Origin of the sequence: Oscillatoria sp. HE19RPO (assembly GCF_024220515.1) — a bacterium.
Classification (GTDB): Bacteria; Cyanobacteriota; Cyanobacteriia; order Cyanobacteriales; family Laspinemataceae; genus Laspinema.
Genome location: NZ_JAMXOT010000077.1, coordinates 18,605 through 35,375, shown reverse-complemented (window position 1 = coordinate 35,375; position 16,771 = coordinate 18,605). Strand labels below are relative to the sequence as shown.

The window sequence follows — 16,771 nt, the reverse complement described above, 5'->3', positions numbered from 1 at the left end:
CGCAATGCGCAGGCCCTCCGGAGGGCCTGCGCATTGCGCCCCTACATTGAGGGGGCTACTCCGTTGATCCGTCATACGAACGAACGTTTTGGAGATTTTATTTTTTGGAGTTCCCTCAAACCCCTGCAAAAGTTAGGTGGGAGACTTGTTTTTGGTAAAAAGTGACCCGGGGAAGGGGGGAAGGGGATAGTGAAAATCCTCTCCCCAAAGTCGTCATTCTCCTTCCTTGCTCACCGAATCCTCAAGATCCGGGGTATGTTCCACGGCAGCTTCGGATAAAACATCCAAGAGCGATCGCAACTTGATCCGCTGGATGTAGGGCCACCCTCCAGAGGTTTCGATATCTCGCAATAAGTTGTAAAGTGCCTGTCGGTTACTGGGTAGAGATTCCAAAAACAAACTTTCGCAAATTTCTCGATGAAGTTGCTCTAAAGTCCGCAGTAACTCCAAGAGTGCCAGACAATCCCCCTGATGATGATTGGCGACAAGTCGCAAGTCTTCAATCGTACTGCTTAAATTGGGTAGTTTGCCGTCAGAGTCAAGATTTGTATTCAAGTCCATGTAGTTTTTTGCCTAAAAGTCGCGGGTAAACATTCCAATCCTTAAGCTGGGCTTTCACCGGCTCGTGCTGGGAGTCTATGGCTATCAAATTTGATATTTTATCTAACTTTGTGCCGAGGGAGAGCAACGAGAGCCTTGGAGGGGGTCAAACATTAGGGTCTGGCGAGGCGATCGCCCGGTGACCCCCTCCATTTTTAAAGCAGCGATCGGTCTTCTATGGGGAAGACAACCGGGTTTCTGGAAAAACTCTCTACCGACTTAACCGCCAATTCCCGCCAGAAACCCGGTTTCTGGTCCTGGGGATCTCATCCCACTCAGCGTTAGTCCTGAACAGTCCACAGTTCTGTGTCACAAGTTTCTGTTGGCGTGGCGATCGCTCAGGAGGGTTACCCAGATGAACCCAGATTCAAGGCGATCGGACCCGCTTGCACCCCTGTGTTCACTCCCCACTGGGATTTTTTCAAGGCGTCGGGTTCCAAAAAGGATCCCGATAAGTGGTGCATTCTGGCATGGATGAAAAGACCATTGGATTCTGGGAAAATACAGTCTGGGGATCACAACCGTTGCATTCTTTCCCCCCTGCAAAAGAATTAAAAGCAACCTACGTTACGATGGGTGCTTATTTCGGTAAAATGCTCTATGGCATCTAAAAGCAACGTAAAATGCTTAAACCTCGACATGAGAATTCCCACTTCTCTGAGAAGTCGGAGTCCCCTTGTCGCCGTAGCAAGCTGAAACGGACTCAGGAGATCATCTCTTCCGGTCAACTTACCTAATCCAGGTGACTGACTATAGATGCTACCTCCTCAATCCCGGATCGCCGAACAAAAACGCCCGCACTATTTTTCGACAGTGCCACAACTGACAAAACCGATTGAGGATGTGGGTTGCTCAGTCGTTGTTTCTGCGGTAGGCGTTTCGTTGTCATAGATGAGTAAGTTTACTCATTCGTTCTGAATCGAACTTGCAAAGGCTTAACGGTTTGGGTTCCCTCGTCCGAACGAAGTTGAACCCAAACCAAAGATTAACCCCTGGTGGGATTGTTAAATTTTGAAATAAAGGTTGACCATGAGGTATCGCGCTTTAATTGTCGCATTTCTAGCAGTATGCTTGAGCGTGCTAACGGCTTGTAGTGAAGGGCCGACGGTGGGGAGTAAAGAACTCACCTATGATGATATCAGAAACACAGGTTTAGCAAATAGCTGTCCGGAATTGGCAGAAACCGCTCGGGGTGCAATTCCCATTGATAGCAGCCAATCTTATTTGCTGAGTGAACTGTGTTTGCAACCGACGGAATATTTCGTTCTGGAAGAAGGATCCAATAAACGGAAAGAATCCGAATATATTCCCAGCAAACCGTTGACTCGTTATACCTCCTCCTTGACTCAAATCCAAGGACCCTTGACGTTGGGATCCGATGGCAGCTTCACCTTTGTGGAAAAAGATGGGATTGACTTCCAAGCGATCACTGTCATGCTTCCCGGTGGTGAAGAAGTTCCTTTCTTGTTCACCGTCAAAGGTTTAACGGCAACCAGTCAACCCGGACTTGACAGTATTAATACCTCGACTGATTTTGAAGGGGACTATACCGTTCCGTCCTATCGTTCTGCTTCCTTCCTAGACCCCAAGGGTCGCGGTGGAGCCACTGGATATGATAACGCGGTGGCGTTGCCTGCCAGTTCTGATGCGGCAGATTTGAATCGCTCTAACGTCAAGCGTGCACTTCAGGGTAAAGGTCATATTTCCCTGAGTGTTTCTAAAGTCAATAGTGCCACTGGGGAAATTGCTGGTATTTTCGTCAGCGAACAGTCTTCGGATACTGATTTAGGTGCGAAAGAACCTGTAGAGGTGAAGATTCGCGGTCTATTTTACGGTCGCGTGGAACCAGACGCATAAGCGATCGGGTTGCACTCATCACCTGAAGAATCCGACTAAAGGGGCAATTGGCCCCTTTTTTTGTCATGGGTCATGGGTCATTGGTGGATGGGGGAGATTTTTGTAGTAACGACTGATACAGAATCCGGTTGTCAAAGGTCTATAAAAACCCGCACCCTCAAGGGTGGGGCTACACGGACAAAGCCCGCCTGCGCGGGCTACTCCATAAAAACGACTTTTCATACCCGGATTTGGTATGAAGTCGTTTTCTTCTGTTTGTAGTAACGACTTCAGTCGTTTCCTCGTTACTGGGCCTCAGCCCAGTAACGCCCATGTCAAGCTCTGCCGCCAGTTCCCCACCAGGTAGGTGGTAGAGCCTGAGATTGCTGCTGTGATGGCGATCGCCACGTCAAGAGGCAACGACTGAAGTCGTTACTACGAACAAAAGCAGCAATTTCAATTGCGGTTGGTAGACCCGCAGATTGGTGCGGTGATGGCGATCGCCACGTCAAGAGGAAACGACAAATGACAAAGGACCAACTCTTCTGTTTGTAGTAACGACTTCAGTCGTTTCCTCGTTAGTTGGCTGAAGCCCAGTAACGCCCATGTCAAGCTCTGCCTCCAATTCCCCAGCAGGTAGGTGGTAGAGCCTGAGATTGCTGCTGTGATGGCGATCGCCACGTCAAGAGGCAACGACTGAAGTCGTTACTACGAACAAAAAGGAGCAATTTCAATTGCTGTTGATAGACCCTCAGATTGCTGCTGTGATGGCGATCGCCACGTCAAGAGGCAACGACTGAAGTCGTTACTACGAACAAAAAGGAGCAATTTCAATTGCTGTTGATAGACCCTCAGATTGCTGCTGTGATGGCGATCGCCACGTCAAGAGGAAACGACAAATGACAAAGGACCAATGACCCATGACCAATCCACCCTGTCATTTCTTGATAACGACGTATGACCAAGGATAGTTGTTTTTTCCCAGGGAAAGTTAGGATAATCAAGATATCCTCAATCGTTGGATAGAGTTGCCGTGAGTTATTGCCTCAATCCTAAATGCCCCAATCGGGCTGACCCCTTAAATGCACAGAACCGCATCTGTCGGCATTGTGGTTCGCTTTTGATTTTCCAAGGGCGCTATCGGATTGGGCGATTATTGGGGGAAGGGGGGTTTGGTCAAACCTTTGAGGTGAATGATGGGGGGGTCCTCAAGGTTCTGAAGGTCCTGACTGATGATAATCCCAAGGCGATCGCCCTGTTTCAGCGCGAAGCTCAAGTTTTAAGCCATTTGAATCACCCCGGGATTCCCCGGGTGGAAGCAGAGGGTTACTTTACCGTGCTGCCCAGAAATAGCCAGCAGCCGTTACACTGTCTGGTGATGCAACGGATTGAGGGCCGAAATTTAGAGGCGTGGATGGCCGATCGCCATCATTTGCCGATTCCCCAGCATCAGGCCCTCAATTGGTTGAAACAGCTTGGGGAAATTTTAAATATTGTCCATCAACAGCAGTTTTTCCACCGCGATATCAAACCCTCCAACATCATGCTTCAGCCGAATGGTCAACTGGCGTTGATTGATTTTGGCAGTGCTAGAGAGGTGACGGGAACCTATCTGGCAAAAGTGGGAGGGGGTCATCAAATTACGGGAATTGTTTCTCCCGGTTACACGCCTCCAGAACAGGCGAATGGCAAAGCGGTTCCCCAATCGGATTTTTTTGCTCTAGGACGAACCTTTGTATTTCTGTTAACTGGAAAGGAACCCAATGCCTTTCCTGAAGATACGCGCACGGGTCAACTTTTGTGGCGATCGGATGGGAGTCGCCACAGTCCCACAGCGGGATTCACGACGAATCCTTTGGCGGATTGTATTGATTACATGATGGCCCCTTTTCCGGGAAATCGCCCCCAAAATACTCAGGTAATTTTAAAGCGGTTGGAGGAAATTGAACAGGAGATGCAGCAACCTTGGGGTTCTTCCCCAATGCCTGCGCGATCGCCTCAACCGATTGCTGGAATCCGACCTTATCAAGCAGCAGCAAGGATTCCCACTCGTCTGCTGCGATTGAATAGTGCCAGAAATTATAGTCGTCACAGTCGGCGATCGTCGCGCTTTCATCACAAAAAAGCCCTAAAATTAGCTCCAAAATTGCTCGTGGGTGGATTTTTCTTAGCCTTAGCGGGAACAGCCACTCAACTCTTTGGCGGATTTACAGTACCGAATATCTCCGCTTTACTCTGGTTGAACTATGGCAGTCCTGGGGTGATGCCTGAAGTTCCCGCTAACCCGGAACCCTTCACCCCGATCGCTACGGTATCGGCTCAACCCCTAGCTGCCTCCAGTCCTATCACCTTAGCGAAAACCCTAGGGGGTCATCTGTGGGGGGTTAATTCCATCGCGCTGAGTCCCGATAGCCGCCTGCTTGTCAGTGGTAGCGTTGACAAAACGGTAAAGATCTGGGATCTTGAATCCGGTCAGGTCCGCCAGAGTTTATCCGGTCATTCCCATGAAATTTGGTCAGTGACCTTTAGTCCCGATGGCAGTAAGGTCGCCAGTAGTAGTGGAGATGGGACGATAAAAGTTTGGGACACGAGTACGGGTAAGCTATTACATACCCTAACGGATCATGCGGCTTGGGTGATGTCGGTGGCGTTTAGTCCCGATGGCAAGCAGTTAGCCTCTGGTGGGTTTGATAATACGATTAAGTTATGGAATGTGGACAGTGGGGAGTTGATTCGGTCGATCGCCGGGCACTCGGGTTGGGTGTTTTCCTTAGCTTATAGTCCCGATGGTCAACTGTTAGCCAGTGGCAGTTTCGATCGCTCGATTAAAATCTGGCATACTCAAACCGGAGAGGTGGTCCGCACGTTAGAAGGGGGGTTCTATCGGTTTCGGTCGGTGGCTTTTAGTCCCAATGGTCAGTGGGTGGCTGGTGCCAGTGGAGACAGTTCGATTCTGATTTGGCAGGTGAGTAGTGGTCAGTTGGTCCGCACGTTATTCGGACATTCTGATGCGGTACACGCGATCGCCTTTAGTCCTGATGGTCAGACGTTGGTCAGTGGCGGTGGGTCTCTCGATAGTACCCTGAAACTTTGGAATATTGGCACAGGAGAATTGTTACAGACTCTTAAGGGTCATTCGGATACGATTAATTCGCTTTCGATTAGTGCTGATGGCAAAATGCTGACAAGTGGGAGTCAAGATAATACAATTAAGGTGTGGCAGTTCCAGTAGAGGTTTAACCGGAGTGGGATTTCACTGGGAATCTCTATCGGGAGGGCGATCGCCCCTCTATTCAGACGGTCACTTTTTACAGTAAGATCATAAATATGCTTTGAAAAGCGCTTGGCGGATGTAGGGGGAGTGTTTGCAAGCCATTGAAATCGAGCCGAAACTTAGGGAACTCATGGGGATAGCTTCCTCAGTGGATCCAGGGCTAGAGTACCGTTTGGAGGAAATCTGGCGTTGGATCAAAGATATGAGACCGGGTTTATTAATGCAGAAAAAATTTTTAATGGGGTTTCTGCTCGAAGTCATCAAGGATGCAGAATTTTGGTTAGCGCTGAAAGTTCTCACCGATGAGGAACGGGAATCATTTTTAAATCAGCTTACTCCCCCGGTCCGGTATTGGTATGAATTCCTGTTCCCCAAGTGGTTTAATGAAAAAGATAACAAATTTTACATTTGGAAACAAAAATTAAGATCCGGAGAATTCAATCAGGAGGATGCTCAACTGATTGACCTAATCGCACAAAAGATAAAGATTCGTGAAGGGAGCCTCGTCCAACGGTATGTGGCAGATTTTTCTATGGCAACAGATGCGATCGTCAGCAGCAACAAGGGCAGACCACTTTGCGTCCAGGTCACTAGCATCTCTGATGATTTTTCTGAACATAAATACGAAGAATGGAAAAAAACCCTGAAAGACTGGAACATAGAGCGGGGGATTTTTGTGAGTTACAATCCAGGAAAAGAAGAATTCGTGAGTCAAATGGTGAATTTGGTGTTGCATAACAGCAGCCATCTGGAAGAGTCAAAATATCTGAAATTTAGTTTTTAAGAAACTCGATTTCTTAAACATTCCATTCGACAACAAACCTTTTTTAAAAGACTTAGATATGGGTACGACAATCCAAACATCAAGTAAAGACCGCCTCGAACAAGCATGGCAAGCCCTTCAATCGGCTCAAGATTTACAGGAGAACCGGATCAGATTGGGTCTGGAACACGTTAATCTTTATGTCGAGGATGTAGAAGGGGATTGGTTAGAAACCTGGGGAGAAGGACCGGAATGGCAGAATCCAGTGAATTTGGGAAAGTGGTTTCAAGAGCGATTTGAACCGGGATGGCAGGCGATCGATGAAGTCTTTTGTCCGGAAGAAGATTCCCTGGCGCTAATCCGGGAAACCGCAGGGGTAAAACGGGCTAAAACGTTGCAATTGGGCCATCACAATAGCCAGCATCGCTCGATCGCCTTGATTGTGACGATTAAGGCTGAATCTCACGGGGAAACCGGGGTATTAGTCCAGGTTTATCCCAAAGGCGATCGCCCAGAATTACCCGCCGGGTTACAACTGACCTTACTCTCTCACCACGGCGATCGCCTCCATGAGGTGGTGGCGCGCAATGCTGACTCCGGCCTACAAATGGAGTTAAGCGGACAACCAGGAGAACGCTATAGCATTCAGGTTACTTTAGAGCGCGATCGGGTCACGGAAGAGTTTGTGATTTAATTCTAGGGCGGTGAACGGGCAGGGTGTATTCGTCGTCCGTTGAATTGCACTCCCGGTTGCCGCTAACCCTGGGGAAATACACTCCCAGGAAGAGTGCAAAGTCATGGCCGATCGCCTAGGATAATCTTTAGAATCTAGGAGTCATTCCCCATGACACAGCTCTCTGAACGCTCTAACTCTGACCTATTCCGGTCGGTCTCAACGTTGCTGGCGATTCTGGCGGCCTTTGTTACTAATATTATCGCCAATCTTTTCCCCTTTAATGGCCTAACGATTGGCGAAATTTCTAACCAAATGTTTCGGGATGTTTTAATTATTCCCGCTAACTATGCCTTTGCCATTTGGGGGCTAATTTATTTATCCCTGATTAGCTTTGGCATCTATCAAGTCTTACCGGCGCAACGCCATCATCCTCGGTTAAGGCAGATGAGTTACCTGCTGGTTCTCGCCAGTTTAGCTCAGATTGCTTGGGTATTTTTGTTTGAATATCTCCAGTTTGGCTGGTCCGTGTTAGCCATGCTGATTATTTTAGGGTCTCTGATTCTCACTTATCTGCGCCTCCAGATAGGGAAAGAACGAGTCCCCCCTCGGGAAAAGTGGTTGATTAACATTCCTTTAAGTATTTATTTGGCCTGGATTAGTGTCGCCACCGTGGTGAATATTGCCAGTACCCTCTATGCCTGGGGTTGGGATGACCCGAATATTTTGGTATTTTGGACCGTGATTATGCTCGGGGTCACCGCTGCGATCGCCGCTGTCACCACGATTCAACGAGCGGATACCGCCTTTAATCTGGTCTTTGTTTGGGCTTATATTGCGATCGCCGTCCGTCAAAGCGAGTATATAGTGATTGTCAGCACCGCTTTGGGATTGGCGATCGGGCTGCTTCTCCTCCTCATAGTTCCCTGGTGGAAGAAGCGCCGGAAAACTTGACGAAAATATCCCTTGCCCCGATACTATTTTCATGCACAGCCTGTCTCAGTCGAAAGTTTTTTCCGAAGCCAAAGCCACCCTGCACCTGGCCATTCCCCTGATAGCCGCACAACTGGCGCAAGCCGCCACCGGATTTGTGGATACAGTCATGATGGGGTTACTCGGCAGTGAGACGTTAGCCGCCGGGGGTTTAGGTGCGATTATCTTTTTCACCGTCATCCTCATTTCTACCGGGATGGTGTCCTCCGTTGGGGCGATCGCCGCCACCGCGCAAGGTGCCGGAGAACTCCACCGCATCAGTCGCCTGACCATTCAGGGACTCTGGTTAACCCTCGCACTCTCGGTCCCGATGGGATTCCTAATCTGGAATCTCACTCCCCTGTTACTGCGTTTCGGACAGGACCCGACGGCTGTGGCATTCGCGCAAACCTATCTCCAGGCGCTAATTTGGGGATTTCCCGCTGCCGTAGGATTTGCCGTATTACGCAATATCTTCTCCGCCCTCAATTATACCCGCCCGATAATGGCGATCGTTGCCTGTTGCGTCCCCCTGAATATTGGCGGAAATTACGTTTTGATGTTTGGCAAATTCGGTTTACCCGTCTTGGGATTAGCCGGAATTGGATGGGCCAGCACCCTATCTTTTTGGGTAATGTTTATCGCCGCTGCTAGTTTTCTCACCCTGAGTCGCAGGTTAAAACCCTATCACATTTTTCGGACTTCTTATCAGTTTGATGCCCGAGAATTTTGGGGAATAGTCAAAATTGGCTGGCCGATCGCCGGACTCTTTGCCATAGAAAACGGACTCTTTGCCGTCACCACCTTTCTCATGGGAACCCTAGGAACAGTCACATTAGCCGCCCATAACATCGCCTTACAAACCGCCAATATCACCTTTATGGTTCCCGTGGGATTGTCTCTTGCCACCACGGTCAGAGTTGGCCAAGCAATGGGGAGAAAAGATATCCTCAGTGCCAGACGTGCTGGATATGTCGGCATTGCGATGGGGGTCAGTTTCATGAGTCTCACCGGGTTATTTTTGTGGACCAACCCGGATAAAATTGTCGCATTGTATTTGGATATTCAAAATTCCGACAATCAACCTGTCTTGGAATCAGCAATATCTTTGTTAGGTATCGCTGCCATGTTTCAAATTTTTGATGGAATGCAAGTGGTAGCTGCCGGTGCTTTGCGCGGAGTGAAAGATACCCGAATTCCCATGTTAATTGGTTTTTTGGGCTATTGGTGTATTGGCCTATGCAGTGGTTATATCCTCGGTTTACGTCTAAATTTTGGCGGCGTTGGCTTATGGTTAGGCTTAGTCCTCGGACTCGCTTTTTCCGGTTTATTGTTAACCTGTCGTTTCGCTTATTTATTAACCGGAAAAACAGGGTTTTCTAAATAGGCTAGGGTTATAGCGTTTCCCATAGCTATGAGGTACGTTTTTGGAGTGCGAGCATCTTGCTCGCACTCTAGGATAGCGAGCAAGATGCTCGCACTCCTCTAAGGGAACTCCAAAAAATAAAACCTCCAAAACGTTCGTTCGTAGTGACGAATCAACGGAGTAGCCCCTTATATGTAGGGGCGCAATGCTTGCGCCCCTACATATACCTTTCTTTCAGTTTAACGTTTGGAGGATTTATATTTTGCAATCCCCTAAAAACATCATGCAATTCGACTTTTTTTCAGTCGGTTTCAACCGAATGCACGCTGTTAGGCGCTTGATTTATCCCCCGCAGGGTGTTGACCGATCGCCCAAAAGGAAGGGAGAGATTATTCAACCCAGGAAAAAAAATGCTGCTTTTGACAGATGCGCTTTGGGGAGGATTGTCGCTAATCTGGAGTTACCTAAACTAAATCGTGCTGTTGAACGGTTCTGCCGAATATAGCATTGGTTTTTTACTAAAAAATTATATCAGGGATGGCCCTCTATATAATAAGAGTTTTATCAAACAATCTTGAAGTATAGACCTGCGATCGCCTCCTTTCTGCTGTAAAAACTTCTGATTAAATTCAAAACAATTATGAGCTATCTCACCGTTGAACCCACCCCTCAAGGGATTCAAATACCGGAACCTAAACCTTTACCGACACCGGAATCCCCCCCCAATCCAGGACCTCCGACCCCGGAACCCGTCCCTGGACCCATTCCGCAAACTGTTCCGGCACCTGTACCGGAAACCGTACCAGAACCCGTCCCCCAAACCGTTCCTGCACCCATTCCTCAAACCATTCCCGAACCCCAATAATCAGGAGAATCGAGGGACCTTGTAACTCATTTGGGTCAAGGCTTGACAACACTTACAAAAAAGTTGTAAAAAATATCAAATAATCTAATCGTTCATTTTTCCCCAGGCGATCGCTTGCTCAATGGGGAAAAACGGAAGTAGGTATTCTAGCCGAAGGAACGCATTGCATCTGTCGATAAAATATAGAGGTAAATATAATGATGCTTGTGCCTTCATTAATATCCTTGGCAGTCGCTTCCTTAGCGTTTTGTCTGAGTGTCAATACCAGCGAAGAAGTCGTCAAAGTCGCCGCCACGGTTCTTGCTGCCTTTTGTGTGATTTTAAGCCTAATATTTGCACCTTGGATGGTGAAACTTGCCCTATTGACGATTCCCTTCGTCAGTCAAAAACTCAATCCGGCTTAAACCCCTGCCTCCATCCCTCCAGTCCTATAGCACAAAGGGCAATTTATCCGCAAACTTGTGAGAAAATTCTGGAGGCAGATTGAACTCAATCTCACCCGATGGGATAACCGGAGGCAGAACCCAAGTTATTTCGCCTCATTGCCTAATTTTCAGAGATAGGGACAACGGGTTCTCACCAACCGGATTGCTTTGCCAAATTTTTCCACAGAAACACAGATGTTGCGAGAAACCCGGTTTCTTGACCCCCACCCCAGAGTTAGAAACCGGGTTTCTTGACCAAATTTTTGCTGAAAACCAGAGATGTTGCGAGAAACCCGGTTTCTTGACCCCCACCCCAGAGTTAGAAACCGGGTTTCTTGACCAAATTTTTGCTGAAAACCAGAGATGTTGCGAGAAACCCGGTTTCTTGACCCCCACCCCAGAGTTAGAAATCGGGTTTCTTTCCTAAATTTTTTCCACAGAAACACAGATTTTGCCAGAAACGTGGTTTTTTGCTTTAAGGCGATCGCCGCTTTTTCCTGAACTTAATCAAGGCGATCGCCACGAGTGACGCTAAACCAGCAAAGGCGAAACTCAGCAGCAAGGCAAAAATAAACGGATGGGGGCGATCGCCGTGGGATGCTTCCCAGGGAAAAGTCATCGGTTCTTGCTGAAAGATTAACGCTGAGGTAGAGGCAACGATCGCCCCCACCGCAATCCCCACCCCGATGATTTGGATGTTGTTTTCCAGAATGCGATCGCGTTCCGCCTGGTCAATTTCCACCAAACCGCGAATCGTATTAATTGCCGTATCTAACAGCCGTTCCCCTTGTTGCAGATACACCAAATCCGCTTTAATTTGTCCCTGAAACATCCCAAAAATTTGATTCGACTGATTCCGCCAACCCGTCAAATCACTTTGACTTTTCACCTCCATCCGCGTCAAGGTATTCAGATAATTTTGCCGATTAATCTCAATCGTATTCTCGAAAGTGACCAAACTCCGCATTCGCTGCGAATAGCGCAACGATAAGTCCAACAAATTCTTAATTTCCTGTTTTAATAACCTTAACTCTTTGTCGGACAAATCCGGTGGAATATTCGTCGCAATATTAGGCGGAAACGTCCGAATCGTCTCTTCTATCGTTTCAATATCCTGATTCGCCTTTTTATATTCCCCCCGACTGTCTAGGTAATTTTGAAAAATCTTGCGTTCATAACAAAACAACTCCGGCAAAGACCACTGAACCGCATTGAGTTTCTCTTTACTCTCTTCTAAAAAAATCAGCAAAATCAGAATCTGTCCGTAGGGATGGCGATTATAAACATCCTGATACTCATACAGAAATCCCCCTAAAAACTCTCGACAAGCGAAGAAAGGCGGCGCTGATTCTAGGGATTCAACTCCTAACAGGTTTTGTAATAACTGATTGGCTAATGGTTTACTCCCCTCCAGACTCGCTGCGGAAGAGTCGATAAAACCACTAAACAGAATCGTTGTCCCCCAAAATGCTTGCTGGAGATGGGTTTGCAGGGGTTGGTCCAGGGTTGATGAGGTTCCGTTAAAAAATGACGTAGGAGGTCTTAATTCTGCAATCTCTGAGAATTTAACCCCATCTTTTCCTTGTTTCTGGGGATGGAATAAGTGCAGTAGAAAACTATAGCTATCATTAATATATTGAGGGTGGAAAAACCCGCGATATCTTGAATTGAAATTAATTCGTTGAATGCCTATCTTGCCCGGATTCTTAATGCCTTGAAAAAATGGACTATTAGCACTCGTTAATTTTTCAAAATCCGACCGAAATAGATAGTCTTGAATGACATCTTCTAGGGTCAAGCTGCTCAGATGATTGTCTAAATCAATGAAGAGTTTGAGCAGAGTTAGGTTCGGTTGACTCCACCAAACCAAAACCTGAATTTTATCAATATCCGGAAGCCAACTCTCCCAAATTGACAAAGGGAATAAAATGTCTTGCTGTAACTTCTTGATAAGCGAATTTAATAGTCCATAATCCGCCAATAACTGCAAATAATAGGCAATCATTGACCTCAAATCTAAATCCTTATCGGTTGCTTTAAGGTCAGTGGTTTTGAGGCGTTTTAAATGATAGGTAAACAAGCGAATTTCTGGAGCATAAATGATAGGCTCGGTCATGATGATTGCTGCTGATGCTGCTCTTGAGATTGACTAATAGTTTCCTCCACAAATCTTAGAGATAAGTTACTGACTCTCAGGATTTGCGTTTCAGTTTCGTCCTCATCCGGGTCTTCCTCTTCAGGAATCGCATCACCTTGGACGGGTCGGAGAGCCTGTAAAATGGAACTATATTGATGTTCTCGACACCAGTTCGTAATCCCTCGGGCGAGGGTTCTCACATCATCATTAGCTTGAGCGAGGCTGGCTTTCAGTTCGCCTAAAGTTTCCCAAGCCTTGGGGGGAATAATCGCACTCTCTGGTTTTTGGCTTTCTTGATGGAGAAGCAGTAAAAAAGCCCGCACAATTCGTTCATTTTCAGCAGTGGGCATCGTCCGACCTCATAATGGCTTAACTCTCCTCCATTATAAACCCGTTGCCGTAAACGCTGACCAATAATAGGCATTAGCAAAGGGGGAGTCAGGATCATCAAATGTACTCAAACGGTCTTCCACTTCTTCCACTTCCTCCTCCGTCGCCTTCTGGTCATGTTTTAGCCAGTCCAGAACATCAGCAGAAGATAACCCCCGCAACCAGGTTTGAGCCGATTGCAGGGCGACTGTCACCGAGGGATAATCCGGTAAAATTTGATAGAGGCGCAGGGTCACCAGAGTCGCGGCCAGTTCATCCACATTCCAGAGACTGGCGACCACCGTTCGCGCTCCGGCGTAGAAAAAAGCACTGGATAATCCCACATAATCATCCGTGTGGGAAGTTTCCACCAAGCCAGTTTTGCAAGCCGACAGCACCAGCAGGCGACAGAGGGGAATATTAAGACCGTTGAAAATATCCAGAAAGGTCAGCTTTTCCTGATTTGCCAGTCTCAGATAGGCGTTGAGGGGGTTGCGATCGTCAAACTCACCGTGACAGCCAAAGTGGACCGCGTGACTCTGCTCAAGGAAGGTTTGGGTGTGGGGTTGGGTGAAATTATCCAGGGTAGCTTGGTGGCGACGCAAGACTTGATGGGGGCTGAATTGGCGACGCAACAGTTCCACCCCCCACTCCGCATAGTCCAAGTCTTCCGTCGGGTTTTGAATCGCGAAGAAGGGGACCGTTTCCCGGTTGAGGGGGGGACGCTGCTGGAGGTTGTTGAGAATTTGACAACTGGGGGCATATTGCACCGGGAACCAGTCTTGCAAGGGTTTTCCCTCACTCCCAGAAGGCGAAGTGAGAGAGACGGGGAGAGCGTGGAGGGGGATGAGGTGCAGTTCCCGGTGGGGAATCAGGATGAGCTGTTGAATCTCGGATAATTCAGCCAGAATGCGGGGGAGTTGCAGGGCACTGCTGAGGGTTTCCAGGCGTTGGGGGAGTTGCTGATTCCAGGTGGGTTTTCCGTAGTCGCTGCGGTAGTCCTGTAGGGCTTGGTCCAGGTGTTGGCGGTCCTCGGCGCTGAAGGGGTGGGGGGTAATCTGGATTTGCTCCTCTCGGCGGGTGACGAGGAAGGCATAAAACCCGGAGTCCGCTTCCCTGGGGAGATACCACTCGATCAGGGCGGTTTGAGGCGGGAGGAGGCGGCGCAAGTCCGGGAGTTGGGGGGGGACTTGTTGGGTGAGGCTAAAGTTGGGGTCGTCGAGTTCTGTGAGCAGGTCTTGGAATTGCTGGTTAGCGGCTTGGAGTTGTTGGCGGATGAGGGTTTGGGGTGAGGGTTGGTTGGGGTGCTTCTCCGTGGTGGGGGTGAGGGTGTCGCTGGGGGTGTAGGCGAGTTGTTGTTGGTAGATGGCGATTTGACGGCGCAGGTCGCTGATGCGTTGTTTTTGTTGGTCCGTGGCGTTTTTGGGGTAGAGGTGGGCGCTGTCGAGGAGTTCGATCAGGGTGCGGGATTTACTGCGTTCGACGGTGAGCAAGGCTTGGGCGTAGTCTTGGTGGTTGATGCAGGCTTGCACCATTTTTTGATAGATATTGAGGGAGTTGGCGATCAGTTCCCGTTTGGTGGCTTCGGAGGTCGCCCAGTAGCGGCTTTGTTCGATGGCAAGGATGGCTTGGTTGTATCCTTCGATGGCGATTTCCCAGTTTTGGAGGTCATAACTCAGGTCGCCGAGGTTGCGTCCGGTTCCAAGGCAGTTGAGCGGAAAGGAAGAAGGAGTATAGATTTGTAAGGCGGCTCGGTAACAGATCGTAGCAGCTTCGACTTTATCTATTTCCACATAGGCATTGGCTAAGTTATTTTGAGTCGTTGCCCATTCATAGGGAAATGCCTTATGGTTATAGATGTCTAATGCAGATTCAAAAGCAGCTATTGCCTGTTCTATATTACCCACCTTTTTCCCCTGAATGCGGTCACAATAGGCGTTGCCTAAATTATTTTGAGTCTGTGCCCATTCGTAAGGAAAGGAGGTACGGGTACGAACTTCTAATGCCGCTGTATAGAAAGCGATTGCCCGTTCTAAGCTGTCCGCTTGCTCTTCGCCCATCAAGTTACTGTAAGCAAGCCCCAAGTTATTTTGAATCAATGCCCAATGTTCGGGAAAAGCTTCACGGGTATGAACTGCTAATGCCGCTTTATAGGCAATAATAGCCTGCTCAAGATTATTCTCCCGCTCTCCTTTGATGCGGTCAGAGTAGGCTGCACCCAAACCAATTTGAGCAATTGCCCATTTTTCAGGAAAGGTAGTAGAGGTATAAATTTCTAAAGCGGATTGAAAAGCGGCAATAGCATATTCTAAGTTATCCGATCGCTCTCCTTTAATCCGGTAATAGTAGGCAGTACCCAAGTTATTTTGAGTCATTGCCCAATCTTCAGTAAAAGAAGTAAAATTATAAACATCTAAGGCAGATTGAAAAGCGGCAATAGCATATTCTAAGTTATCCGCTCGTTCTTCTTTAATCCGGTTTCTATAGGCAAGCCCCAGATTATTTTGGGTCGTCGCCCAATCGGTTGAATAGTCTTCCCGGGTAAGTATTTCTAATGCCGCATGATAAGCAATAATAGCCTGTTCTAGGTTGTCTATTCGCTCTCCTCTGATCCGGTCACGATAGGCATTCCCCAAGTTGTTTTGAGTCAATGCCCAATCTTTTGGAAATGATTCACGAGTATGGACTACTAATGCTGCTTTATAGGCAACAATAGCCTGCTCAAGATTGTTCGCACGCTCTCCTTTAATGCGGTCGGAGTAGGCAGTCCCTAGATTGTTCTGAAGTTTTGCCCATATTTTTTGGTGTCTCTCTTGTGTGAAAACAGTTAAGCTAATTTCATAACCTATAATTCCAATTTCCAGATTATCCGCTCTAATTCCCAAGGGAAACTGCTGAATTAAATTAGCAAATTCACCAATGATTGCTGCAAATTTAATCACTTGATTGTTTTCATGTTTTTTCAAAACTTGACTCGCCAATATTGGCAGAATATCATACAGATTTTTATCCAATTTATCAAGGTTATGTTGCAGCAGCGGATAAACCACATTGGGATTACCCTGACTATCTTGAGTAGCTTGCAATACATCTATTAAAAAGTTGAAATAGTCTTCCGGCGTGGGGGAACTTCGGATTTCTATGAAATCATCCTCATCTTCATATGAATTGAGATATTCCTCTACCTCTTGCACCACATCCCGTAAAAACGCCGCCGTACTTTCCTCCCCCTCCTCCTGCAACTGTTCCGCCAACACTCCGCACACTCGCACAAACCCCTCATCCACCAACTCCAGATGCTCGTCGAGGATTTGCACTTCCTCCCCACTGGGACAGTCGAGGAGTTGTTTAATCAGAGAGAGATAAGCCTGCACTCGTTGTTCATCCATAGCCACACACCGGGTAGGGGATACCATCCTGATTTTACCCCATCCCCGCGAGTCAGAAACCGGGTTTCTTTCTTAAATTTTTGTGAATAAACAGAGATGCTG

Annotated in this window: 14 protein-coding genes and 1 riboswitch; of the genes, 9 read left to right on the top strand and 5 right to left on the bottom strand. The window is 47.8% G+C overall.

Translation table 11 applies throughout. The features are described 5' to 3' along the window. Positions 1-213 precede the first annotated feature (213 nt). A complete protein-coding gene (locus NG833_RS08090; RefSeq protein WP_254564784.1) occupies positions 214-561 on the bottom strand; it encodes a hypothetical protein in 348 nt (115 codons plus the stop codon). Positions 562-1,070: 509 nt separating this feature from the next. On the opposite strand from NG833_RS08090, the gene NG833_RS08085 reads away from it, so the two are divergent. Together NG833_RS08085 and NG833_RS08080 are read left to right on the top strand one after the other, a co-directional pair. Continuing rightward, positions 1,071-1,211, top strand: a complete 141-nt coding sequence (locus NG833_RS08085; protein WP_254564783.1) for a hypothetical protein — start codon at positions 1,071-1,073, stop codon at positions 1,209-1,211. A gap of 418 nt (positions 1,212-1,629) precedes the next feature. Continuing rightward, entirely contained in the window at positions 1,630-2,457 is an 828-nt protein-coding gene (locus tag NG833_RS08080) for a photosystem II manganese-stabilizing polypeptide (RefSeq protein WP_254564782.1), read from the top strand. Between the two features lie 435 nt (positions 2,458-2,892). On the opposite strand, the gene NG833_RS08075 is transcribed toward NG833_RS08080, so the two are convergent. Further along, positions 2,893-3,129 carry a hypothetical protein gene (locus tag NG833_RS08075; protein ID WP_254564781.1) on the bottom strand — a complete coding sequence of 79 codons (237 nt, stop codon included), beginning with the start codon at positions 3,127-3,129 and terminating at the stop codon, positions 2,893-2,895. 340 nt (positions 3,130-3,469) lie between these two features. On the opposite strand from NG833_RS08075, the gene NG833_RS08070 reads away from it, so the two are divergent. The 7 genes from NG833_RS08070 to NG833_RS08040 all read left to right on the top strand — a co-directional run bounded on the left by NG833_RS08070 (position 3,470) and on the right by NG833_RS08040 (position 10,753). Then, positions 3,470-5,668 (top strand): protein kinase, encoded by a 2,199-nt coding sequence (locus NG833_RS08070; protein ID WP_254564780.1) that lies wholly within the window; start codon positions 3,470-3,472, stop codon positions 5,666-5,668. A gap of 172 nt (positions 5,669-5,840) precedes the next feature. Continuing rightward, entirely contained in the window at positions 5,841-6,494 is a 654-nt protein-coding gene (locus NG833_RS08065; protein ID WP_254564779.1) for a hypothetical protein, read from the top strand. A 58-nt stretch (positions 6,495-6,552) separates the two neighbouring features. Next, on the top strand, positions 6,553-7,167 hold the full coding sequence (locus NG833_RS08060) for a DUF1822 family protein (RefSeq protein ID WP_254564778.1): 615 nt from the start codon (positions 6,553-6,555) through the stop codon (positions 7,165-7,167). Positions 7,168-7,317: 150 nt separating this feature from the next. Continuing rightward, positions 7,318-8,100 carry a tryptophan-rich sensory protein gene (locus NG833_RS08055; RefSeq protein WP_254564777.1) on the top strand — a complete coding sequence of 261 codons (783 nt, stop codon included), beginning with the start codon at positions 7,318-7,320 and terminating at the stop codon, positions 8,098-8,100. A gap of 31 nt (positions 8,101-8,131) precedes the next feature. Further along, positions 8,132-9,505, top strand: coding sequence for an MATE family efflux transporter (locus NG833_RS08050; protein ID WP_254564776.1), 1,374 nt, complete (start codon positions 8,132-8,134; stop codon positions 9,503-9,505). 619 nt (positions 9,506-10,124) lie between these two features. Further along, positions 10,125-10,349: a hypothetical protein gene (locus NG833_RS08045; RefSeq protein ID WP_254564775.1), complete on the top strand. Its 225-nt coding sequence runs from the start codon at positions 10,125-10,127 to the stop codon at positions 10,347-10,349. 87 nt (positions 10,350-10,436) lie between these two features. After that, a riboswitch (Glutamine riboswitch) is annotated at positions 10,437-10,514 on the top strand. A 32-nt stretch (positions 10,515-10,546) separates the two neighbouring features. Beyond that, positions 10,547-10,753, top strand: a complete 207-nt coding sequence (locus tag NG833_RS08040; protein WP_254564774.1) for a hypothetical protein — start codon at positions 10,547-10,549, stop codon at positions 10,751-10,753. Positions 10,754-11,249: 496 nt separating this feature from the next. On the opposite strand, the gene NG833_RS08035 is transcribed toward NG833_RS08040, so the two are convergent. The 3 genes from NG833_RS08035 to NG833_RS08025 are packed head-to-tail and all read right to left on the bottom strand — an operon-like array spanning position 11,250 to position 16,669. Then, the gene (locus NG833_RS08035) at positions 11,250-12,890 is read right to left on the bottom strand and encodes a hypothetical protein (RefSeq protein ID WP_254564773.1); all 1,641 of its coding nucleotides are present in this window, start codon (positions 12,888-12,890) and stop codon (positions 11,250-11,252) included. Then, positions 12,887-13,261: a hypothetical protein gene (locus NG833_RS08030; RefSeq protein ID WP_254564772.1), complete on the bottom strand. Its 375-nt coding sequence runs from the start codon at positions 13,259-13,261 to the stop codon at positions 12,887-12,889. The genes NG833_RS08035 and NG833_RS08030 overlap by 4 nt, the downstream gene beginning before the upstream one ends. A gap of 33 nt (positions 13,262-13,294) precedes the next feature. Beyond that, on the bottom strand, positions 13,295-16,669 hold the full coding sequence (locus NG833_RS08025; protein ID WP_254564771.1) for a CHAT domain-containing protein: 3,375 nt from the start codon (positions 16,667-16,669) through the stop codon (positions 13,295-13,297). Positions 16,670-16,771 lie beyond the last annotated feature (102 nt).

Excerpts from the sequence above, each read along its gene's own strand:
- NG833_RS08085 (WP_254564783.1), top strand. The coding sequence starts at position 1,071 with ATGGATGAAAAGACCATTGGATTCTGGGAAAATACAGTCTGGGGATCA.
- NG833_RS08065 (WP_254564779.1), top strand. The coding sequence starts at position 5,841 with ATGGGGATAGCTTCCTCAGTGGATCCAGGGCTAGAGTACCGTTTGGAG.
- NG833_RS08035 (WP_254564773.1), bottom strand. The coding sequence starts at position 12,890 with ATGACCGAGCCTATCATTTATGCTCCAGAAATTCGCTTGTTTACCTAT.
- NG833_RS08045 (WP_254564775.1), top strand. The coding sequence starts at position 10,125 with ATGAGCTATCTCACCGTTGAACCCACCCCTCAAGGGATTCAAATACCG.
- NG833_RS08030 (WP_254564772.1), bottom strand. The coding sequence starts at position 13,261 with ATGCCCACTGCTGAAAATGAACGAATTGTGCGGGCTTTTTTACTGCTT.
- NG833_RS08040 (WP_254564774.1), top strand. The coding sequence starts at position 10,547 with ATGATGCTTGTGCCTTCATTAATATCCTTGGCAGTCGCTTCCTTAGCG.
- NG833_RS08080 (WP_254564782.1), top strand. The coding sequence starts at position 1,630 with ATGAGGTATCGCGCTTTAATTGTCGCATTTCTAGCAGTATGCTTGAGC.
- NG833_RS08050 (WP_254564776.1), top strand. The coding sequence starts at position 8,132 with ATGCACAGCCTGTCTCAGTCGAAAGTTTTTTCCGAAGCCAAAGCCACC.
- NG833_RS08025 (WP_254564771.1), bottom strand. The coding sequence starts at position 16,669 with ATGGATGAACAACGAGTGCAGGCTTATCTCTCTCTGATTAAACAACTC.
- NG833_RS08090 (WP_254564784.1), bottom strand. The coding sequence starts at position 561 with ATGGACTTGAATACAAATCTTGACTCTGACGGCAAACTACCCAATTTA.
- NG833_RS08055 (WP_254564777.1), top strand. The coding sequence starts at position 7,318 with ATGACACAGCTCTCTGAACGCTCTAACTCTGACCTATTCCGGTCGGTC.
- NG833_RS08060 (WP_254564778.1), top strand. The coding sequence starts at position 6,553 with ATGGGTACGACAATCCAAACATCAAGTAAAGACCGCCTCGAACAAGCA.